This is a genomic window from Terriglobia bacterium, from assembly GCA_020072785.1.
In the GTDB taxonomy this organism is placed as follows: Bacteria; Acidobacteriota; Terriglobia; order Acidiferrales; family UBA7541; genus Acidiferrum.
Map to the genome: position 1 here is coordinate 113,324 of JAIQGG010000004.1, position 20,841 is coordinate 134,164.

General features: G+C 65.7%; 17 protein-coding genes. 8 read left to right on the plus strand and 9 right to left on the minus strand.

Annotated features, from left to right (window positions below; genetic code table 11):
* Positions 1–64: 64 nt before the first annotated feature.
* From LAN61_12015 to LAN61_12030, 4 genes are all read left to right on the plus strand, one after another.
* Positions 65–829 (plus strand): electron transfer flavoprotein subunit beta/FixA family protein, encoded by a 765-nt coding sequence (locus LAN61_12015; protein MBZ5541232.1) that lies wholly within the window; start codon positions 65–67, stop codon positions 827–829.
* A 72-nt stretch (positions 830–901) separates the two neighbouring features.
* Positions 902–1,891: an electron transfer flavoprotein subunit alpha/FixB family protein gene (locus tag LAN61_12020; protein MBZ5541233.1), complete on the plus strand. Its 990-nt coding sequence runs from the start codon at positions 902–904 to the stop codon at positions 1,889–1,891.
* A gap of 43 nt (positions 1,892–1,934) precedes the next feature.
* Complete coding sequence (locus LAN61_12025) at positions 1,935–2,123, plus strand: type II toxin-antitoxin system HicB family antitoxin (protein MBZ5541234.1); 189 nt, start codon at positions 1,935–1,937, stop codon at positions 2,121–2,123.
* A 66-nt stretch (positions 2,124–2,189) separates the two neighbouring features.
* On the plus strand, positions 2,190–3,845 hold the full coding sequence (locus tag LAN61_12030; GenBank protein MBZ5541235.1) for an electron transfer flavoprotein-ubiquinone oxidoreductase: 1,656 nt from the start codon (positions 2,190–2,192) through the stop codon (positions 3,843–3,845).
* A 115-nt stretch (positions 3,846–3,960) separates the two neighbouring features.
* Here LAN61_12030 and LAN61_12035 read toward each other — a convergent pair whose 3' ends face one another.
* The gene (locus LAN61_12035; GenBank protein ID MBZ5541236.1) at positions 3,961–4,989 is read right to left on the minus strand and encodes a hypothetical protein; all 1,029 of its coding nucleotides are present in this window, start codon (positions 4,987–4,989) and stop codon (positions 3,961–3,963) included.
* 53 nt (positions 4,990–5,042) lie between these two features.
* Here LAN61_12035 and LAN61_12040 point away from each other — a divergent pair, with 53 nt between their 5' ends.
* Complete coding sequence (locus LAN61_12040) at positions 5,043–5,819, plus strand: lysophospholipid acyltransferase family protein (protein MBZ5541237.1); 777 nt, start codon at positions 5,043–5,045, stop codon at positions 5,817–5,819.
* Between the two features lie 38 nt (positions 5,820–5,857).
* On the opposite strand, the gene LAN61_12045 is transcribed toward LAN61_12040, so the two are convergent.
* From LAN61_12045 to mrdA, 6 genes are all read right to left on the minus strand, one after another.
* Positions 5,858–7,021, minus strand: a complete 1,164-nt coding sequence (locus tag LAN61_12045) for a trypsin-like peptidase domain-containing protein (GenBank protein MBZ5541238.1) — start codon at positions 7,019–7,021, stop codon at positions 5,858–5,860.
* Positions 7,022–7,207: 186 nt separating this feature from the next.
* Positions 7,208–7,867: a dephospho-CoA kinase gene (gene coaE, locus LAN61_12050; GenBank protein ID MBZ5541239.1), complete on the minus strand. Its 660-nt coding sequence runs from the start codon at positions 7,865–7,867 to the stop codon at positions 7,208–7,210.
* Entirely contained in the window at positions 7,821–8,798 is a 978-nt protein-coding gene (locus LAN61_12055; GenBank protein ID MBZ5541240.1) for a bifunctional 5,10-methylenetetrahydrofolate dehydrogenase/5,10-methenyltetrahydrofolate cyclohydrolase, read from the minus strand. The genes coaE and LAN61_12055 overlap by 47 nt, the downstream gene beginning before the upstream one ends.
* Positions 8,799–9,073: 275 nt before the next feature.
* Positions 9,074–11,923: an Rne/Rng family ribonuclease gene (locus LAN61_12060; GenBank protein ID MBZ5541241.1), complete on the minus strand. Its 2,850-nt coding sequence runs from the start codon at positions 11,921–11,923 to the stop codon at positions 9,074–9,076.
* Positions 11,924–12,185: 262 nt separating this feature from the next.
* Complete coding sequence (rodA, locus tag LAN61_12065) at positions 12,186–13,274, minus strand: rod shape-determining protein RodA (GenBank protein MBZ5541242.1); 1,089 nt, start codon at positions 13,272–13,274, stop codon at positions 12,186–12,188.
* Positions 13,275–13,367: 93 nt separating this feature from the next.
* Positions 13,368–15,350 (minus strand): penicillin-binding protein 2, encoded by a 1,983-nt coding sequence (mrdA, locus tag LAN61_12070; protein ID MBZ5541243.1) that lies wholly within the window; start codon positions 15,348–15,350, stop codon positions 13,368–13,370.
* Positions 15,351–15,905: 555 nt separating this feature from the next.
* Here mrdA and LAN61_12075 point away from each other — a divergent pair.
* The 3 genes from LAN61_12075 (at position 15,906) to thrC (ending at position 19,039) form a co-directional block, all read left to right on the plus strand.
* Positions 15,906–16,835 (plus strand): nuclear transport factor 2 family protein, encoded by a 930-nt coding sequence (locus LAN61_12075; protein ID MBZ5541244.1) that lies wholly within the window; start codon positions 15,906–15,908, stop codon positions 16,833–16,835.
* 243 nt (positions 16,836–17,078) lie between these two features.
* Positions 17,079–17,741: a hypothetical protein gene (locus tag LAN61_12080; protein MBZ5541245.1), complete on the plus strand. Its 663-nt coding sequence runs from the start codon at positions 17,079–17,081 to the stop codon at positions 17,739–17,741.
* Positions 17,738–19,039: a threonine synthase gene (thrC, locus tag LAN61_12085; protein ID MBZ5541246.1), complete on the plus strand. Its 1,302-nt coding sequence runs from the start codon at positions 17,738–17,740 to the stop codon at positions 19,037–19,039. The genes LAN61_12080 and thrC overlap by 4 nt, the downstream gene beginning before the upstream one ends.
* Positions 19,040–19,355: 316 nt before the next feature.
* Here thrC and mreD read toward each other — a convergent pair whose 3' ends face one another.
* Positions 19,356–19,889 carry a rod shape-determining protein MreD gene (gene mreD, locus LAN61_12090; GenBank protein MBZ5541247.1) on the minus strand — a complete coding sequence of 178 codons (534 nt, stop codon included), beginning with the start codon at positions 19,887–19,889 and terminating at the stop codon, positions 19,356–19,358.
* Positions 19,886–20,797, minus strand: coding sequence for a rod shape-determining protein MreC (gene mreC / locus LAN61_12095; GenBank protein ID MBZ5541248.1), 912 nt, complete (start codon positions 20,795–20,797; stop codon positions 19,886–19,888). The genes mreD and mreC overlap by 4 nt, the downstream gene beginning before the upstream one ends.
* Positions 20,798–20,841: the final 44 nt, after the last annotated feature.

Here is a 20,841-nt window from a genome sequence, read left to right on the forward strand (position 1 = left end):
GGTTGAAATTTTTCGGCCCGACTGTGTCGGACCTCAGGATGACAAGCGAAGAAGGACAACTCCGATGAACATCATCGTATGCATCAAGCAGGTCCCCGCCAAGGACGCCCCGCTGGCCATGGCCGGAAACTGGATCAAGGAAACCGACATTGGCTTCGAGATGAACGAGCCGGACACCTACGCCCTCGAAGAGGCCCTGCGCCTCAAGGAAAAGCACGGCGGCGAAGTGATCGCCCTGTCCCTGGGGCCGGAGCGCGTCAAGCAGACCATCAAGGAAGCGCTGGCCAAGGGCGCCGACCGCGCCATCCACGTCGCCGACGACAATTTCTCTCAGCTCGATCCCCTGGGCACCGCGCGCGCCCTGGCCGCCGCCATCCAGAAGGAAAAGTGCGACCTGGTGCTCACCGGCCTGCAGAGCGACGACCAGGGCTTCGGCCAGACCGGCGTGCTCCTCGCCGCCATCCTCAATCTCCCGCACGCCACGATCATCATGCAGATCGAAGTTGACGGCGGAAAGATGAAGCTCAAGCGCGAACTGGAGGCCGGCTGGTTCCAGTGGATGGAATGCCCGCTGCCCGCGGTGCTCTCCATCCAGTCCGGCATCAACAAGGTGCGCTACGCCACGCTCAAGGGCATCATGGCCGCCAAGAAAAAGGAGATCGCCACCATCACCCGCGAATCCCTGGGCGTTTCCGGCGAGGTTACGCAGCGCGTCGAGCGCCTCTACGTGCCCAGCAAGTCCAAGCAGACCGAATTTCTGACCGGCCCGGCCAAGGAAGTGGCCGCGAAGCTGGTGGAAAAACTCAAGTTCGAAGCGCGCGTGATCTAGGTGTAGGGGCGGGACTGGCCCCGCCCGCGTAAGACGCAAGCTTGATCAAATGTCCGGGAAGGGAACTACGCCATGAAAATCCTCGTCGTCACCGAACAACACCAGGGCAAGTGGAACGCCACGAGCTTCGAAACTCTGGCCGCCGCCCAGCAGATTGCCAAGGAGACCTCCGGCAGCGTCAGCGCCGTGGTCATCGGCAAAGCCGTCGCCGCGCTGGCCGGCGAGCTGGCCGCGAAAAACGTCGCCGAAGTCATCCTTGTCGAGCACGACCTGCTCGACGCCTACACTCCCGATGGCTACTGCGTCGCGCTCGCCCAGGTCATCACCGCGGCCCAGCCCGACCTCGTCTTCTTCCCGCACAGCTATCAGGTGCGGGACTTCGCTCCCCAGCTCGCCGCGTCTCTCAACAAGGGCATGGTCGCCGACTGCATCGCCGTGCGCAACGCAGCCGGCAAGCTGACCTTCGTCCGCCAGATGTTTCAGGGAAAAACCGCCGCCGACGTCACCTTCCAGGGCGCGGGCCCGTGGTTTGCTTCCTTCCAGACCGGCGCCTTTCGCGCGGATCTCCTCGCCGCGCATCCCTCCGGCAAAGCCCCGGTGAACAAGGCCGCCATTGACCTCCAGCCCGGGCAGATCCGCACCAGGCCGCTGGAGCTCTTCCGCGAAGCCAAGCAGGCCGTGGACCTCACCCAGGCCCCGGTGATCGTAGCCATCGGCCGCGGCATCAAGGCCCCGGAAAATATCGCCCAGGCCGAAGCCCTGGCCAAGGCCATCGGCGGGGAAATCGCCGCCTCCCGCCCCATCTGCGACGAAGGCTGGCTGCCCATGGAGCGCCAGATCGGCAGCTCCGGCCAGACCGTGGCCCCCAAGCTGTATCTCGCTCTGGGCATCAGCGGCGCCATCCAGCACGTCGTGGGCATGAAGGGTTCGCGCACCATCGTGGCCGTCAACAAGGACCAGAACGCCCCCATTTTCGAAATCGCCGACTATGGCATCGTCGCCGACATCTTCGAGATCATGCCCGCCCTCACCGAAGCCCTGGAAAAAGCCAAATCCTCGTAAGCGTTCGGCAGCGAAAGTTTGAGTATTGAGTAGACGCAGTGCCATGAAACTCGAAGAGTACAAACCCATTCTCTACCGGCAGGAAGATGGCTCGTGGGTTGCGGAGGTTCCCGCCATCCCGGGTTGTTATGCTCTGATGAACACTCGAGAAGCCGCACTTGAGGAGTTACGTCTCGTCTTTCGGATGATCCCGCAAGAGTATCGCGAGAAGGGTCTTCTGCTTCCCACCTGAAGTCAGAGCCGTGCGTCCTGCGCAGTCGAGGGATCACTCTTCTTTTGCTAGAATGGCGGCAAGCCTATGACCGTCCAACGCGAACAACTGGAAGCCGATGTCCTCATCGTCGGGGCGGGGCCCGCGGGACTTTCCTGCGCCCTGCACCTCGCCAACCTCATCCAGAAGCACAACGCCTCCGGCGCCAAGCCTGAACTCTCCGCCGAAAACATCTACGTGCTGGAAAAGGGCCGGGAGATCGGCGCGCACCAGCTTTCCGGCGCCATCCTGAACCCCGCGGCGCTGCGCGAGCTGGTCCCGGATTTCGAAACCTCCGCGCCGCTGGATACGCCGGTGACCGACAGCGCGCTGCTCTATTTCACGAAAGGCGCATCGCTGCGGGCGCCCATCACCCCGCCGCCTTTTCAGAACAAGGGCAATTACGTCGTATCGCTGAGCAAGCTCACGAAGTGGCTGGGCGGGCTGGTCGAGAAGACCGGCGTCAACCTCTTCACGCAATTCGGCGGCGCGCAGCTGATCTACCAGGGCGATGGCATCGCCGGCGTCATCACCGAGGACAAGGGCCTGGACAAGAACGGCAAGCCCAAGGATAACTACACCCCGGGCTACGAGCTGCGCGCCAAGGTCACCGTGCTGGCCGAGGGCCCGCGCGGCTCGCTGACCAAAGATCTCGTCGCCAGGAAAAATCTTGGCAACATCAACCCGCAGAGCTACGGCCTCGGCATCAAGGAGCTGTGGGAAGTGCAGCCGGGCCGCGTCCAGCCGGGCTACGTCGCCCACACCATGGGCTGGCCGGTCTCTACCGACATGTACGGCGGCGGCTGGATCTACGGCCTCACCGGCAACCGCGTTTCCATCGGCCTGGTGATCGCCCTGGAATACGCCGACCCGCAGTTCGATCCTCACGCCGCGTTCCAGACGTGGAAGACACATCCCGTCCTGAAGAGCATGCTCGACGGCGGCAAGATCGTGCGTTATGGCGCCAAGACCCTGCCCTATGGCGGGTGGTACTCCATGCCCCGCAATTACGTGGACGGCGCCCTCATCGTCGGCGATTCCGGCAGCTTCCTCGATTCCCAGCGCCTCAAGGGCATCCACCTGGCGATGAAGAGCGGCATGCTCGCCGCCGAGACGATCTTCGATGCCCTCGTCGCCGGCGACACCTCGGCCGCAAGACTTTCCGCCTATAAGCAGAAGATCGACCAGAGCTACATCCGCAAAGAGCTGCGCGCCGTGCGCAATTTCCACCAGTCCTTCCAGCACGGTTTTCTCGGCGGTTTCTTCCACGCCGGCCTGCAGATGCTCACCGGCGGCCGGGGCCTGATCGATCCCATGCGCGCGCATGCGGGTTACGAAGCCTATCGCAAGATCGACGGCCGCCCCGCTCCGGAGCGCTTCCAAGGCGACGGCAAGCTCACCTTCGACCGCCTCACCGACGTCTATCACTCCGGCACGCGCCACGACGAGGACCAGCCCTGCCATCTCCACGTCGCGGACACCAACGTCTGCGCCACGAAGTGCGTCACCGAGTACGGCAACCCCTGCCAGTATTTCTGCCCCGCAGCCGTCTATGAAATGGCCCGGGAAAAGGGCGAGATCCGCCTGAAGATCAACCCCGCCAACTGCGTGCACTGCAAGACCTGCGACATCGCCGACCCCTACCAGATCATCACCTGGGTGGTCCCCGAAGGCGGCGGGGGCCCCAACTACGAAGGCATGTGACACGCGCCGCGCGCGCGTGCCTCATCCTCGCGCGTGTCATCCTTCGGGCCGATGCTTTTCATCGGCCCGAAGGATCTCAACCAGCGGTGTTTGCAATAGTTGACGGTGCGAGCGCTCAGGAACTGCGCGGCCAGATGCGCTGCAGAAGACTGCGCACGCGATCCACGACGGAATAGCCCGCGGCAGGCGCGCTCTTCCGCGGCGCCCCGGCCGCCGCATTCGGTGCCGCGGCGAGTGGCGGCGCAACGGCGGCCGAAGCCACCGCTTCGCCCTCCACGCGGCCCTGAAAAATCAGCGTGGGCCGTACGCGCACCCGCCGCACCAGCAGGATCAGCCGGGGGTCCGGCTCCGGCTGCACCGCCGCCGAGGCATTGAACGCCAGCGGCGGCATGAACACCTGGTAGACCGGCTCTTCCCTGGGCGCGGCTTTTTCCGCGGAAGGTTTGGCGGCCCGCACCTCGTCGCCCGAGGCCAGCCGGCTGATTTCCGGCAGACCCGCCTGCAACTCGCAGGAGCAGCGCCCCCCGCTCGTCTGCAGCGAATCGATCTGCCCGTTCAGCAGTTGCACGTTGGCGCCCTGGGGCAGCAGCACGCTCTGCCCGGTGAGCTGCTGCTCGATGCGCACCGCGCCGGAATTGGCCCGCACGCACATGGCCCCCGCCGCGTCCAGCCCGACCAGCAGGTCCTGCGCGTCCCCGCCGATGGCCACCGGCTGCGCCTGGATCTGCGGCGTGTAGATAGTCAGCGCCGGCGCGCTCTCGATGCGCGCATGAATCGTCCCGGAGTCCAGCGCCACGGTCAGCGCCCCGCCGGACTTCAGCACCGAAAAATGCGCCGGCCCGCAGATGAATAGCTGCCCGCCTTCGCTCAGATCCACGCGCGCGCTGCCGGACTTCACCCGCACATCGCCCCCGCTGAGCAGAATCGTGCGCACTTCTTCGCCCGCCACTTCCACCTTCAGCGGGCCTTGCACCGCGATGGAGTTGCCGTCAATGATGCCCACGGCTTCCTTGGGCGGCTCGTCCGGGAGCGGGGCAGCCGGAACGCCCGCCAGGGCCGCCGCGGCCGCGCAGCAGAGCATGCCGCCCGCGGCTAGCAGCGCGCGGCGGGGCGACTTCAGGCCGTCTTGGGGGTTGCGGCGCATTTCGGGGATCCGGCACGAGCACCGGCCGGAAAGCTCGCCTATACTATACGCCGATGAGCACTTCGCCGGCAGCGGGCGGCGCTCCCCAGGAGCCCGTCAGTTCACATTACGATACGCGGCTGCCCCGGCTGCCGCTGACCCGGCGCCTGCAGATCCCGCTGATCGCCGCGGCCGTCTACAGCGTCATCCGCGCCCTCGGCCCCACCCTGCGCTACGAAATTCACGGTTGGCAGCACGCCGGGCGCGTCTACGCCGCGAAGCAGCGCTGCATCTGGGCCTTCTGGCACCGCGTGATTATTCCCATCGCCTGGTGGGCGCGCAATCGCGGCATCGTCATCCTCAATACCACCGCCTTCGACGGCCAGTGGACCCGCAAGGTCATCGAGTGGCTGGGCTTCGGCACTGCCCAGGGCAGCTCCAGCCGCGGCGGCCTGCGCGGCCTCGCGGTCATGGCCCAGCGTCTGGAGGAAGGCCTGGACGTGGGCTTCACCATCGACGGCCCGCGCGGCCCGCGTTACGTGGCCAAGCCCGGCCCGGTGATGCTCGCCCGCCGCACGGGTTGCCCCGTCATGGTCTTCCACATCGGCGTGGACCGCGGCATCACCTTCGAAAAGACCTGGGACCGCTTCCTCCTGCCCAAGCCCTTCGCGCGCGCCGTCATCCTCTTCGCCCCGCCCATCTATGTCCCGGCGGACGCCGGCCGCGACCTGCTCGATGCCAAGCACGCCGAAATGCAGCGCGCCCTCGAACGCGTCCGTGACATCGCCGAATCCTGGTATTCCCTCACCGCGGCCGAACGCGCGCAGTATTGCGCCGAATTCGACCAGTAGACCCGGCATTCCTGCGTGTCCCGCCGCCGGCGCGGGGATTAACTGCCGGACTGCTCGCCGAGCGTCACCGCAATGTCCATCTTTTTCGCGCCGCGGAAAACCGTGACCGTGATCTTGTCGCCCGGCCGCTTGCGGTTCATGGCCACGTTCATGTCCAGCTGGTTGGCCACCGGTTGCCCGTCGATGCCGACGATCACGTCGCCGCCCACCAGGATCCGCCGCATCCCGGCTACCACCGTGCGGTCGCCCCCGCGCAGCCCCGCGCGTTCCGCGGGGCCCCCGCGCGCCACCGTTTCGATCATCAGGCCGTCCTGCACCGGCAGGTCCAGCGCTTCCGCCAGCCATCCGCCTACCGGCAGTGTGCCCACGCCCAGAAACGCCCGGCGCACGCGCCCTTCGGTCATCAGGTCGTGCGCGATCAGTTTCGCGGTGTTGATGGGGATGGCGAAGCCGATCCCCGCCGTCGTTCCGCTCGGCGTGTAGATTGCCGAGTTGATCCCGATCACTTCACCGCGTGAATTCAGCAGCGGCCCCCCGGAGTTGCCGTGGTTGATCGCCGCGTCGGTCTGAATGGCCTCGTCGATGATCGTCGTCTCGCTGGTCTGCACGGTGCGCCCCAGCGCGCCCACCACGCCCGTCGTCAGCGTGCTCTGAAATCCGAAGGGATTGCCGATGGCCAGCACCTTTTGCCCCACCTGCAGCGCCGAGGAATCCCCCAGCGGGAGCGCCACCAGCGGTTTGCCCTTGGGCTCCACCTTGATCAGCGCCACGTCGTTGCGCTGGTCCGCCCCGATGAATTTCGCCGGGTAGCGCGTGCGGTCGCCGAGCACCACTTCGATCGTCTGCGTCTCCGCAACCACGTGATAATTCGTCAGGATGTAGCCGCGCGGATCGATCACGAAGCCCGACCCCGCGCCCTGTACCGCCACCGGATCCATAAAAAAATCGTACTGCGTGGCCTTGGTGAGAATATTCGCGACCGCCGGCGCGGCCTCCCGGTACACCCGTACGTTGATAGCCTCTTCGTCCGTCAGCCCCGCGTCGCGCTGCCTCGCGTTTTCCGCGGCAGCGCCCAGCGGCAGCGCCTCCACGCGCTCCGCCTGCCGCGGCCCCCACTTGGACCCGGCGTAAAAGCCTCCCAGCAGCACCAGCAGCGCCAGCGCCGCCCACCGGATTCGATTCCCTGCCTGTTCTTCACTCATGGCCATTTCCTTCCTGCCTCCCTCGCAAATTCCATTTCGTTCAACCAACGCACCATCATTGTCATTCTGAGCGAAGCGGAGAATCTCGGCGAATACTTCGAGCAAAGCCTGTACGCCGGCGTCCTTCTCCCACCAGTACCTTTTGCTGTGCTCAAGGTGAATCGGGTGGGCTCAAAACGACAATTCCTAGCCATGCGGCCCATGCGGCCGCAGCCTCTCCGCCAGCGCCTCCACCTGCCGCCGCGTCTCTTCCAGAGTCCCTGAGCAATCGATGGTCTCCGTGGCGTGCCGCAGCTTCTCCTCCAGTGGCATCTGCGAAACGATGCGCCGCCGCGCCTCTTCCTCGCCCAGCCCCCGCGCCAACAGCCGCTCCATCTGCTGCTCCGGCCGGCACCACGCCACCACCACGCCGTCGAGCTGCCTCTGAAAGCCCGCCTCGATGATCAGCGCGGCCTCCACAAACACCGCGGCCTGCCCGCCGCGCTCCCACTCCGCGAACTGCCGCTGCATGGCCTCCGCCACCCGCGGGTGCACGATGGCGTTCAGCCGCTCCAGCCGTTCGCGGTGGCCGAAGACCAGCGCTCCCAGCTTCGCGCGGTCGATGCGCCCGCTGGCATCGGCGATCTCCGCGCCGAATTCGCGCAGCACCTCGTCGTGCGCCGGCTGCCCCGGCTCCATCAACCGGTGCGCCAGCGCATCCGCGTCCAGCACCGCAAAGCCCAGCTCGCGCAGCATCCCCGCCACGGCGCTCTTGCCGCAGGCGATTCCCCCGGTGAGGCCGAGTTTCAGCATGAACGTGTCAGCGCGCGCCGCGCGCCGGCGCTGCGCCACCCGCCGGCGCCCCATGCACTACCGCCGCGGGCGCGCCGCGGCGCAGCCGCGCCGCTTTCACCGTGTTGCTCATCAGCATGGTGATGGTCATGGGGCCCACGCCGCCCGGCACCGGCGTCAGCGCCCCGGCCACGTTCACCGCGTCCGGATGTACGTCGCCAACCAGCGCCTGCCCCTTGGCGCGGAACTTCGCCAGCCGCTCGGGATGGTTGCGGAACAGCCGCTCCGCCTCCGCCGCGTCCGTCACCCGGTTCGTGCCCACGTCAATCACCGCCGCGCCCGGCCGGATCCACTCCGCCTGCACGTATCCGGCCTTACCCATGGCCGCCACCACGATATCCGCGCGCCGCACCACTTCCGGCAGGTCGTGCGTCTTCGAATGGCAGATGGTCACCGTGGCATTCGCGTGCATCAGCAGCAGCGCCATCGGCTTGCCCACGATGTCGCTGCGCCCCAGCACCACCGCGTTCGCCCCGGCAATGGGGATGCCGTTGCGCCGCAAAATCTCCATGCACCCCGCCGGCGTGCAGGCCACCAGGCCCGTGCGCCCGCTCACCAGCCGCCCCAAATTCACCGGGTGAAACCCGTCCACGTCCTTGGCCGGGTCTACCGCTTCCAGCACGCGCTTGGTATCCACCTGCGGCGGCAGCGGCAACTGCACCAGGATGCCGTCCACGGCGTTATTCTCGTTGAGCTGGGCCACCAGGGTCAGCAGCTCCTCGGTGGTGATGCTCGCCGAGGGCGTATGCACCCATCCCGCCAGGCCGAGCTGCACGCACGCCGCAATCTTGCTCTTCACGTACACCTGCGAGGCCGGATCTTCCCCCACCAGCACCGCCGCCAGCCCCGGCTGGATGCCCTCCGTGCCCAGCGCGCGGATCTCCACCGCCAGCTCCGCGAACACCTGCTCGCGTATCTTGTTCCCGTCCAGGATGCGTGCCGTCATGCGTCGCTCGCTCTCTCCGCAGCTTCCACCCTGCGCAAATCGAAATCATAGCACACGCAAATTCGCCCGGCGTGACGGGTGACCCATGACGAGTGACTCGTGTGATTGGTGATGACCGTTCGCCTTTCCGCAACGTGGCCAGTATCTCTGTCGGGCTCGCCCTGTGCTGCAAAAGCAAAACGCCCGGGCCGCTGTCGCGCCCGGGCGTTTTGTTCTTGCGGGAATCGCTGGAACCAGGACTGTTCCACGAGTCACCCGTCACGAGTCACCCGTTGCTAGTAAATATCGTACTGCTCCCAGTGCAGCGTGGCGTCCGACTGAATGATCACGTGCTTGTGCGAGGTCTGCTCCAGTTCGTCCATCAGCATCGCCTCGCGCGTCTTCAGCGCCTTGGCGATTTCCGGATGCACGCGCAGCGTCAGGTTCGGCGCATCCTGGTCCGTGGCCATCTTCCGCGCTTCCGCCTGGATCTCGTAGCACAGCGTGGGGATGGACTTGACCATGCCGGAGCCGGAGCACGACGGGCAGGGCTGGCACAGCACGCGCTCCAGCGCCTGTTTGGTGCGCTTCCGGGTGATGGCCACCAGCCCGAACTCGTTGAACCCCAGGGCCTTCGACGGCGCCTTGTCCTCGTCCAGCGCCTGCTGCAGCGCGGACATCACCCGCTCCCGGTTGCGCCGCTCTTCCATGTCGATGAAGTCCACGACGATGATTCCGCCGAGGTCGCGCAGCCGGATCTGCCGCACGATCTCCTTCACCGCTTCCAGGTTGGTCTTGACGATGGTGTCCTCGAGCCGCGTGGACCCGCGCCCCACGTACTTGCCGGTGTTCACGTCGATGGCCACCAGCGCTTCCGTGTGGTTGATGACGATGTAGCCCCCGGACTTCAGCCACACCTTGGGGCGCAGCGCTTTGTCCAGGTCGTGCTGGATGCCGAACTCTTCGAAGATCGGCGTCTCCTTCGTGTACAGCTTCACCCGGTTGACCATCTTGGGCTGGAAGCGGTTCACGAACTCCACCACCTTGCCGTACTCCTCTTCGTTGTCGATCCAGATCGCCGTGTATTCATCGTTCACGTAGTCGCGCAGGATGCGTTCCACCAGGTTCAGGTCGCGGTGCAGCAGCGCCGGCGCCTTGCGGTCTTCCCCGCGCTTCTTGATCTCGTTCCACGTGCGCCCCAGGAACTCGATGTCCGCGCGCACTTCTTCGTCGGTCGCTTCGCCCGCCGCCGTGCGTACGATGAACCCCCCGGGGAAGCTGCCCTTGGCTTCGCTCACCAGCCGGCGCAGCCGCGAGCGGTTTTCCGCCGTCCCAATCTTCCGTGACACCCCCACGTGGTCGATGGTCGGCATGTACACCAGGAAACGCCCCGGCAGGGCCACGTGGCTGGTAATCCGCGCGCCCTTCTTGCCCAGCGGCTCCTTGGCGATCTGCACGATCACTTCCTGGCCCGCCTTCAGCATTTCGGAGATGAGCTGCGGACGCCGTGACGGCGCGGCCTGCCCGCCTGGCCCGCCTTGCGGACGCCGCTCGAACCCCGGCCGCGGACGCCCCCCGCGATCTCCGCGCCGCCCATGCCGCGGACCCCCGCGGTCGCGCCCTCCCCTCTGTGGACGCTGGAAGCGCGCCCGCACATCTCCGCCGATGCGCGCGGATTCCCGAGGCTGTTCTTCCCGCGGGCGCTCTTCCCGGGGCTGTTCCTCCCCAGGCTGCTCCTCGCCCAGCGGCAAGCGCGCGCGCTGTTGCGCGCGGGTCTCTCCGGGCAGCAGATCGCCCTCGAGTTCCAACGGCGGCGCTTCGCCGCCCGCCGCTTCCGCTTCCGCGTGCGCCAGTTCGTGCGCTTCGGCGGCAGCGGCTTCGTGCTCCTCGGCTTCCGCCAGCCGCTCTTCGTGTGCTTCCTCTTCCGTGAGCTCTTCTTCTCCCGGCTCCAGAATCGGTTCGCCGAGCGCCTCGCCTACTTCGGCCGCCTCTTCCTCGGCCTCTTCTTCGGTCGAGATCCCGCCGTTCTCTTCCTCGAACACCGCGCCGCCCACGACGGCGTCGGCTTTCGCCTCTGCTTGAGTCTCTTCGTGCTTGGCTTCGGCGAGCTGTGTAGCCAGCGCCGCGACGTCTTCCTCCGTCAGATTGTTCTCCGCTCGGGTTACGGCCGGAGCTGCGGCAGTTTCCGGCGCTGCTTGCGGCGCGTTCTCCGCGGCCGTCTCGGCTTCGGCATTGGCCAGCAGCCAACTGGGCAGGCTGCGCTTGGCGCGCTGCGGCGTGCCCGGCGTTTCGACCACTGGCGCCGGCGTTTCCACGGCTTCCGCGCGCGGCTGGCTCGGCACATTCACCGGCTCATCAGGGGGCAGCATGGTCGCTGGAGTGCGCCCGCGGTACTTCGCGAGCGATTCGCCCGGCAGCACGATCGGCTCTTCGCCGCCGGCCACGGGTTCGGGGGGCGCAGTAAAGCGCGGCGTCTCCGGACGCCGCTGCTCCGGACCCCGCGGCTCAAACGGCCGCGGTTCGGAACCCTGCGGAGACGCGTACTTGGAAGGCGGCAGGTTGCGTCCGCGCTCCGGTCCGCGTCCTCCGCGGTGCCGCCCGCCACGCCGTCCAAAGCGCCCGCGTCCTCCGCGGTCGCCGCCACGATCGCCACCACGGTCCCCGCCGCGGTCACCACCACCGCCGCCGCGGTATTGTCCGCCCTCCGGGCGCGGCTGAAAACTCTGCTGCCGGTGCGCGGCCTCGTTGTTGCCGATATTTTCCTGCGGCTGGCCTTCGCCCTCGCCTTCCGCGCGCGCTTCCGGCTCAGCCGCGGCTTCCGGGGGTGCTTCCGCCCGCTCCGGCAGCGCGGGGGCCGCCGGTTGCGGCGCCGCAAGGGGCGCTTCCGCATGGGTGCCCGCGGGTTCGTACTCTTCCAGGTTTTCGAATACGTCGCTGACGTACAGGAAGGCGTCGCCGTCCAGGCCGATGTCCACGAAGGCCGACTGCATGCCCGGGAGCACGCGGGTGACCCGGCCCTTGTAAATGCTTCCAACCAGCGCGAACTCTTTCTCGCGTTCGATGTAAATCTCTACGAGTTGTCCTTCTTCCAGAATCGCGACTCGCCGTTCGTGGGCGGGTGCGGAAATAACCAGTTCTTTTGCCATGAAAACTCCTCAGGAGGCATCGCCGCAAGCCCGGGCCCGGCGGAGTCCCGTCCCGTTGTGAGCGGGGCGTACGCTGGCCACACCCCTGGGGATGTGGCCGGACGTTCGAAGCCGGAGGGGTAGTGCTTCCCCATGCTTTCGCGGTAGTTCCGTTGCCGGGTATTTGACGGGCGAACGGCGGACGATGCGATCCTCAATCGTGAATTCCTATCCGCTGCCGCTCGCGCTGTGATCTGGCGGCTGGCGGAAACCGGTGACGGGCTCAGTTGACGAAACGGCGCAACCGTACGTTCATGACCAGGCCCATCGCCAAAAACACAAACAACGTGGCCGAACCCCCGTAGCTCATCAGCGGCAGCGGGATGCCGGTTACCGGCATATAGCCGATGACCATGGCCACATTCACCAAAACATGGAACCCCAGCGCCGCTGCAACGCCCATGACGAGAAACATTCCCGCGCGATCTTTCGCGCGCTGGGCATTTTGCACCAAACGCAGAAGCAACGCCATGTACAGACCTAAGGCAAGCAGCACGCCCTTAAAACCTTGTTCCTCGGCCCATGCCGCCAGGATGAAATCCGAATAGCGGACGGGCACGAAGCCTAGTTGATTCTGGCTGCCGTTGCCAAACCCCTTGCCCCAGAATCCCCCCGAACCCACGGCGATCTTCGACTGCAACAACTGGTAGCCGGATCCTTTCGGGTCTTCTTCCGGTCGCAAAAAGGAGGTAATCCTTTCTTTCTGATACGGCTTCAAAACATGCCAGCCTACGGGCAACAGGAGAATTCCGATCAGGGCGATCGCCACGGCATGCTTCCATTGTAACCCGGCCAGGAACGCGCCGACCACCAGCATGGGCATCAACACCAGCGCCGTGCCCAGGTCCGGCTGCAGCAGGATCAGCCCTAGTGGCACGCCGACCAGCATTCCCGCTTTGAGCAAATCCCCCAGCGAGAGATGGTCCGAGCGCACTTCACTGAAGAAACGTGCCAACTGAATAATTATAATCAACTTTACGAGTTCTGACACCTGAAGATACTGCCCCAGCAAGGGAATCCACCTTTTGGCCCCAAACCGGGTATGCCCCACCACCAGCACCGCCACCAGCGCCGCCAGCCCGATCAGGTAGAACACCGGCGCCTGGTCCAGGATCAGGTGATAGTCGATCCGCGACAGCACGAACAGGCACACCAGCCCCAGTCCCAGCCACCATATCTGCTTGGTGTGCATCCCTGCCAGGTGGCTGGCGTGCGTCGCGGAATAGATCTCCGCCACCCCGATGGTGCAGATGGCCAGCACCAGCGTCAGCAGCCACCAGTCGTATTCGCGGTTTCCTGGAGCGTCTTTCATTGCGAACTCTTCTGTCCCTCTCGCCGAGCCTTCCCGGCTCGCATCCTTCACTAGTGTGACCGCGAAGCGGTCAACCCCGCTCCCCGCCTGCGCCTAGTGCCGGTTCTCGATGTCCGCCGCGGGCAGCGGCGCCACGCTTACTACGGGCTCTGCCGGCTTACGCACCGGGGGCCGGTTCGGTCTTCCGGGCTGTTGCGCCGCCTTCGCTTCCTGGGGTGGCTGGACAACTCCTGCCGTGGGGCTCCCGTCGCCGAGATCATACCGCTTATAGTCGACGGTGTATTGCCCCTGCGTCTTTCTGGCCTTCTTGTCGTAGTAGGCCTTGATGATATCCCGCGCCACGGGTCCCCCCACGGCGCCCCCGTGCTCGCCTTCCTCGATCAGTACGGAAACCACAATCTCTGGATTGCGCCGCGGCGCGTAGCCCACAAACCACGCATTATCCTTGAACCGCGCCTGCTTGCCCACCTTGTCCCGGGTGTTGTACCCGATGACTTGCGCGCTCCCCGACTTCCCGCACAATTCGATGCCCTGCAACCGTGCCCCCGCCGCCGTTCCGCCCTCGTTCACCACCCCATACATCCCCTGCGTCACCTTCTCCACCGTCGCATCGGCTATCGCGAAGCGCTCCTCGCCCACGTGGCGCGCATCCTTCACCAGGTGCGGCTGCTTGAACACTCCGCCCATGGCCACCCCCCCGATCATCCGCGCCAGTTGCAGCGGCGTCGACGTGAGGGCCCCCTGCCCGATGGACACGGAGATGGTCTCCCCGGCGTACCACTTGCGATGAAACACCCGCTGCACCCACTCTTCGGACGGTACCAGCCCGGGCTCTTCGCTGGGCAGGTCGATCCCCGTGCGATGGCCCAGCCCCAGCTTCATCGCGTAATACGCGATTTTGTCGATCCCCAAGCGCATGCCCACGTTGTAGAAGAAAATGTCGCAGGATTGCACGATGGCTTTGTGGAAATCCACCAGCCCATGCCCGCCCTTGCCGAAGGTGTGGCACTTGAACATCCGCCCATAAAACGTCGCATAGCCCGGGCAGAAGACCGTGTAGCTTTCCGGCAACACTTTGGTCTCCAGCATCGCCGTGGCCATCACGATCTTGAACACCGACCCGGGCGCCAGCTGCGCCTGAATCGCCCGGTTCAGCAGCGCCCGGTCGGGATCTTCGTTCAGCCGCTTCCACTCATCCTTGGAGACGCGGATCGCGAAATCGTTGGGGTCCGGCGCGGGCCGGCTGACCATGGCCAGCACTTCCCCCGTGCGCGGGTCCAGCGCCACCACCGCTCCTTTGCGCCCCTGCAGCGCCTGTTCGGCCGCCTCCTGCAGGTCGTAGTCAATCGTCAACTGGATCTGCTTCCCGGGAATGGCCTCCTGCTGGGAGAGCCGCCCCACTTCCTTGCCGACGCTGTTCACGATCACCCGGCGCATCCCGTCGGTGCCCATCAGCAGATCGTTGTACTCCCGTTCCAGTCCCGTTTTTCCCGCGATGTCCCCGGGCCGCAGCCGCCCGTCGCTCGCTTCAATCTGCTTCTCGCTCACTTCTCCCACGTACCCGCTCACGTGGGCCATGAACCCGCCCGGCAGATACCGCCGCCGGTGCACCATCAGCATTTCCAGGTACGGCACATCGGTGCGGTGCGATTCAATAAACGCCACGTCCGCTTTCGTCGCTTCCGGCTTGATCACGATGGGCTGGAATTTCGGCAGGCTCCGCGCCGCCTCCCACTGCTCGCGCAGATCGCTCAGCGGCACGTTCAGCCCCTCCGCGATCTGCGGCAGATTCTTCTCCACCTGCCCGGGATCGTCGCGCAGCAGCAGTACGCTGAAAGAGGGGTAGTTGTCCACCAGCACGCGCCCATCGCGGTCCAGCATCCGCCCGCGCGGCGCGATGATGGGAATCGAGCGCACCCGGTTGCGCTCCGCCATCAGCGCATATTTGTCGGAATCGATCACCTGCAGCTTCCAGAACCCCAGCAGCAGTAGCGCGATCATTCCGATGATGACGTAAGAGGCGACCGACAGCCGCCCTTGTGGCAATCGATTATCGTTGCGGAACCAGTACGACACAGGAACCCCGCGCGCGAGCCCCGATTTCGATCGGGGGAGCCTCATTCATTTCTGTGACCGCGAAGCGGTCAACTATTTCCGTGACCCCAAAGCGGTCCACTCGGCCCGGCCCACACTGGCCTTCTCGCGTCACACCCAAGTTTTCCACAGCGCGAGGCTCTCGAAACTCCCGTAGCACTCCGGCAAAGCTTCCGAACCGCCGCCCGGCCTTCCTTTGTCTGCGTGACCCCGAAGCGGTCAACTGCAAGTGTGACCGCAAAGCGGTCAACCTGCTCAGAACGAAGGCATTTTTAAACCTATCACCTGCCGCATACCCGCGCAAGCTGCCTCCCGGGACAGGTTCGAAGACTGCACCGCGCACATTCCGGGGAATTGGCCTGCTCCAGCGGGGCCAGTCTGGCCCCGCCCCGGACAGCCGTCGGGGCCTTGCCCGCTCCCTGTTCACAACTCCCCGGGGGCACACTGCCTCGGGCCCTGGCGCAGAATGCCGTTGTTTTCGCTGCTGTTATCAGTCTAGAATCCGCCTTCCCCTTATCCCCGCCTCCCGGAGGGCGTATGCAACGCTTCATCTCCTCGGCCTTCTTCGCCGCCGTCTTCGGCACTGTCCTTGTTGCCGCTCTCCCCAGCCGCACCGTTGTTGCTGCCGGCGTTGACCGTTTCGCGGTCACAGAAATAGAGGACCAGGCCGTGCGACAAGCCGACCACGCTCTGCTCCAGGCCATCGCCAAGGGCGACAAACCCGCGGCCGACGCCCTGCTCGACGCAGATTTCACCTGGACGGACCACACCGGGAAAACCCGGACCAGGGCCGAGATCCTTCAGGATTTGCCGGCGCTCGCCGCGGAGAGCGACACGGATCTGCAAGTGCGCGATTATGATCAGGTCATCCTGGTTCGCGGCGCACACCGCATTTCCTCCCGGAATCTTGGCGTGCGTTTTGTGCGCGCCTGGGTCAAGCGGCCCGCGGGCTGGCGTGTCCTCGTCTATCAGGAAACCAAAATTGCCGAGCACGTCCCGGAGCACAGACAGGGCTTCGGCTCCCCGAGCGGCGGCGCCCCGGTCGACTGCGACAATCCCTGCCAGACCGTCCCCTACAAACCGGAAGATCCGGCCGCGCGGGAAGTGGTCGCCATGTGGCAGGCCGTGGAGCGCAGCGTCCTGGATAATGACGTGGACGCCTGGATCCCCAATTTCACCGACGACTTTATTTTCGTCACCCCCGACGGCGGTCCGCCCCTCGACAAGGCCGACCGCATCGCCATGATCAAGGAGCTGAAGCGCACTTCGACCGTGCTGATCCCGCCCAAGGTGCAGTCCATGCAGGTGTGGCCTTTTGGCAATTCGGCGGTCATGCGCTCCGAACACCGGCCGCGCAGCGGCAAGACCCTCCACGTCACCCGCGTCTTCGTCAAGCGCGAAGGGCACTGGCAGATCGCCTTCGGCCAGCAGACCACGATGGAACCGTCCCCCAGCGCAAGCCAATAGCCCGCAGAACGAAACGCGGTAGCCGCCCTCTGCAGTTGACCGCTTCGCGGTCACACCGACAGTTGACCGCTTCGCGGTCACGCATACAGGCGACGGTCTTTTCTTTCTTTCCCCCAGCGCTTCCGCCTGGCCCGAACCACGAGAAATCTCCGCGGTCTTAAGGCCGCGGCTGCAACTCAAGTGGCCGCGCGCCTTGCCGGACTGCCAACCGCCGCGTTATCGTAGAGTGTTCTCTACACAACGATGACCACGACCTCTCACGCTCCGTTGCGTCTGGCCTTCATCGGCATGTCCGGCTCGGGCAAAACTTTTTGGACCCGCAAGCTGGCCGAAGCCGGCTATCCCGCGCTCTCCTGTGACGACCTCATCGAAGAGCGTCTCCGGCCGCTCCTGGCCGCCGGCGGCTATGCCGGCATCGGCGGCGTGGCCGCCTGGATGGGCTGGCCGGACAGCCCGCACTATGGCGAGCGCGAATCGCAGTATCTCCGCGAAGAGACGGCCGTCCTCGATGAGGTCCTCGGGGACCTCGCGCGCCAGCCCGAAAAACCTCTGGTCCTGGATACCACCGGCAGCGTCATCTACACTGGCAATCACCTGCTCATGCGCCTGCGCCGCCAGATGAAGGTCGTCTATCTCGCGGCCTCCGCCGAAGAGCAGCAACTCCTCATCGAGCGCTATCTCACCAATCCCAAGCCGGTCCTCTGGCGCGGCACGTTTCAGCCGCGCTCCGGCGAAACCCCGCGCGACACCGTAGCCCGCTGCTATCCCGCGCTGATCGCCGCCCGCCGCCAGAGCTACGAAGTCCTCGCGCACTGCGCCATTCCCATCCGCGCCCTGCGTGAAGCCGCTCTCGACGCCGCGGCCTTTCTCGCCCTCGTGCAGCAGGCCCTCGAGCGTGCCCGATGAGGTACCGCAGCACCGGCGGCCAGGCCCCGCTTACTTCGCTGCGCTCCGCGGTCCTCCGCGGCCTGGCGCCCGACGGCGGCCTGTACATGCCCGTGGAGATCGCGCGCCATTCCCCGGACGAGCTGGAGGAGTTCCGCCGCCTGCCCTTTACCGAAGTCTGCTATCGCGTGGTGCGCCCCTTCACCGGCTCGGAACTCCCCGAAGAGGTCCTCTGGCAGATCGTCAGCGAGTCCATCAATTTCCCGGTGCGCCTCGTTTCGCTCTCCCCCGGCCTGCACATTCTCGAGCTGTTCCACGGCCCCACGCTGGCTTTCAAGGATTTCGGCGCGCGCTTCATGGCCCGCCTCATGGCCTATTTCGTCCGCGGCGAGACCCGCCCGCTCACCGTTCTTGTCGCCACCTCCGGCGATACCGGCAGCGCCGTGGCCCACGGCTTTCTGCGCGTCCCGGGCATCCGCGTCATCATCCTCTACCCCAGCGGGCGCATCAGCGAAGCCCAGGAAAAGCAGTTCACCACCCTCGGCGAAAACATCACCGCCCTCGAAGTCACCGGCACGTTCGACGATTGCCAGCGTCTGGTCAAGCAGGCCTTTTCCGACGCCGCGCTCAACCAGCGCACCTTTCTCACCTCCGCCAACTCCATCAACATCGCCCGCCTGCTCCCGCAGATGTTCTATCACGTGGCCGCTTACCGCCTCCTCCCGGCCACCTCCACCCCGCTCATCGTCGCCGTACCCAGCGGCAATTTCGGCAATCTCACCGCCGGCATTTTCGCCAAGCGCATCGGCATGCCCGTGGCCCGCTTCGTCGCCGCCACCAACGTCAACGACGCCGTCCCCGAATACCTGCGCACCGGCATGTTCCGTCCGCGCGCGGCCACCGCCACCTACTCCAACGCCATGGACGTCGGCAATCCCAATAATTTTCCGCGCCTCCTGGCCCTCTGCCGCAATCGCCTCGACGAAGTGCGCCGCGAAATCTGGGGCCACGTTGCCACCGACGAAGAAACCCTCGCCGCCATGCGTCAGATTCACGAGCGCCACCACTATCTCGTCGATCCCCACACCGCCGTCGGCGTCCTCGGCTGGGAAGCCTACCGCCGCGAGCATCCCGAGCCGTCGCAAGGCATCGTCCTCTCCACCGCCCACCCCGCAAAATTCGCCGATGTGGTCCTGCGCGCCGTCGGCATCGCCCCCCAGCTTCCCGAGCGCCTCGCCGTTTACCTCCAGCGCCCCAAGCTCTCCCTCCCCATGTCCGCCGACTACGAAGAGTTCAAGCAGTTCCTCCTTACCCGCTAGAACTCCTAAGCAAAATGCCAAGATCACCGCTCGGTCATCTCGAGCGGAGCGGGCCGGCTTCATCGGCCCGCGCCGGCCCGTTTTCTTGCCATCCCGGTGTCTTTTTGCTGACAGTCCGCTGGCATCCCCGCAGACGACAGTTGCGTTTCATGCTTCAATCCGTGTGCGTAGGTTCGTTACTTCATCTTGTCTGGCGGGATGTACTGCCGCAAAGGAAGGTCAAAGCGGCCTTCAATACGTATCTCGAAAAACTGCAACTCGCGGACTAGAACCTATGCAGGTCCGCCTGTGCACTTGCTGGAACAGGGAAAACCGCTCAGGACGGTTTGCGTAGCCGGTCCAGCAGGAAGAACAGCCCGACGGCCACGACGCCGTTCACCAGCGCCGCCAGCCCCAGCCGCATCGTGAACCAGGTCTCCGGCTGCGCCAGCAGCAGGCGCTTGATCAGCACAATCACTCCCTGATGCACCCCGAAGAAGACAATGGTCAGCGCGAAGCGGCTTGCCGGGTGTTCCGTGTCCAGCCGCCCTCCGATGGACGAGGCGATGAACCCGATCACTGTTTTCGCAATGCCGTAAAGGCCCAGCGGCGACTTGCTGAGGCTGTCCTGCAACAGTCCGATCACCATCCCCAGTAGCAGCCCCGTCGAGGGATTGCGCCGGCTCAGCCCGAAATACGTGGTCAGCAGCAGCGGCAGGTCCAGGATGGCGGCCTTGGGGAAATAGACGGGCAGCAGCGCCTGCAGCACCAGCGCCGCCACCATGGTCGCCACCACCGCCCCGGCGCGAAACTTGTGCACCTCGATGTGTGTTTCCGTGTCCAGGCGCAGGTCAAAGGTATCGTTGTTCATGGCTTGGCCGCTGCCGGCGCTGACCCCGCCCGGCTCTTAGCCGGGGCTGCGGCCTCCGGCTCCGCTTCTTTCCTCAAGTCCAGCGGCTGCAGCGTCTGCAGCACCAGCACCTCTTCGAGCCGTTGCAGCCCCGCCGCCGGCCGCACGCGCACCAACTTGAAAGGCATGCCGGGCTTCACGTCCACCACCGTGCCCACCGGCAGATCCTTCGGGAATATCCGGTCCATCCCGCTGGTTACCACGCGCTCCCCGGGATTCACCGCATCATCCTCGCTCACGTACTTCATCTGCAGCAGTGGTTCGCCCATCCCCACTACCGGGCTCTGCAGCCGCGAATCCGCGAGCATGGCTCCAACCCCGCTATCCTTGTCCGTGAGCAGCAGCACCTGCGAGGTGTTGCGGTAGGCCTCAAGCACCTTGCCCACCACCCCGTCCGGCGTGATCACACCCATGTTGGCGAGGACTCCGTCGCGTTCCCCGCGGTCAATGTAGATGGTCTGGCTGGCAGCCTCTGCGCTGGTGCCGATGACCCGCGCGGCAATCAGCGGAGCGTTGGCGTGCTCCTGGCGGAACTTCAGCAGCGCGACCAGGCGGTCGGCTTCCGCGGCCCGGCCCTGCAGCTGGTTGATCTGCATCTTCAGGGTGTCGCGCTCACCCCGCAGGCTGTCGTTTTCCTGCGCCGCGTAGCGCAGCGCGAAGTAATGGTTCCAGGTGCTGCGGACTTTGCCCACCCCCCAGGCCCCGGCGCGCTCAAACGGCGAGATCACCGCCACCGTCCACACGCGGATCAGCCGGTCATGCCGGCCCTGCTGGGCCTGCTGAATCTGCACGGCAAGCAGCAGCACCTGCGCGACGATGGCAATCGCGAGCAGGACCAGCGATCGGTGACGCGAAGCAATAGCGGCCATGGGAGATCGAAACTCGGAACCCGTATCTCTTCACTTGCTTGGCC

Coding starts and splice junctions, on each gene's coding strand:
- LAN61_12015 (MBZ5541232.1), top strand. CDS start 65: ATGAACATCATCGTATGCATCAAGCAGGTCCCCGCCAAGGACGCCCCG.
- LAN61_12020 (MBZ5541233.1), top strand. CDS start 902: ATGAAAATCCTCGTCGTCACCGAACAACACCAGGGCAAGTGGAACGCC.
- LAN61_12025 (MBZ5541234.1), top strand. CDS start 1,935: ATGAAACTCGAAGAGTACAAACCCATTCTCTACCGGCAGGAAGATGGC.
- LAN61_12030 (MBZ5541235.1), top strand. CDS start 2,190: ATGACCGTCCAACGCGAACAACTGGAAGCCGATGTCCTCATCGTCGGG.
- LAN61_12035 (MBZ5541236.1), bottom strand. CDS start 4,989: ATGCGCCGCAACCCCCAAGACGGCCTGAAGTCGCCCCGCCGCGCGCTG.
- LAN61_12040 (MBZ5541237.1), top strand. CDS start 5,043: ATGAGCACTTCGCCGGCAGCGGGCGGCGCTCCCCAGGAGCCCGTCAGT.
- LAN61_12045 (MBZ5541238.1), bottom strand. CDS start 7,021: ATGAGTGAAGAACAGGCAGGGAATCGAATCCGGTGGGCGGCGCTGGCG.
- coaE (MBZ5541239.1), bottom strand. CDS start 7,867: ATGGGGCGCCGGCGGGTGGCGCAGCGCCGGCGCGCGGCGCGCGCTGAC.
- LAN61_12055 (MBZ5541240.1), bottom strand. CDS start 8,798: ATGACGGCACGCATCCTGGACGGGAACAAGATACGCGAGCAGGTGTTC.
- LAN61_12060 (MBZ5541241.1), bottom strand. CDS start 11,923: ATGGCAAAAGAACTGGTTATTTCCGCACCCGCCCACGAACGGCGAGTC.
- rodA (MBZ5541242.1), bottom strand. CDS start 13,274: ATGAAAGACGCTCCAGGAAACCGCGAATACGACTGGTGGCTGCTGACG.
- LAN61_12075 (MBZ5541244.1), top strand. CDS start 15,906: ATGCAACGCTTCATCTCCTCGGCCTTCTTCGCCGCCGTCTTCGGCACT.
- LAN61_12080 (MBZ5541245.1), top strand. CDS start 17,079: ATGACCACGACCTCTCACGCTCCGTTGCGTCTGGCCTTCATCGGCATG.
- thrC (MBZ5541246.1), top strand. CDS start 17,738: ATGAGGTACCGCAGCACCGGCGGCCAGGCCCCGCTTACTTCGCTGCGC.
- mreD (MBZ5541247.1), bottom strand. CDS start 19,889: ATGAACAACGATACCTTTGACCTGCGCCTGGACACGGAAACACACATC.
- mreC (MBZ5541248.1), bottom strand. CDS start 20,797: ATGGCCGCTATTGCTTCGCGTCACCGATCGCTGGTCCTGCTCGCGATT.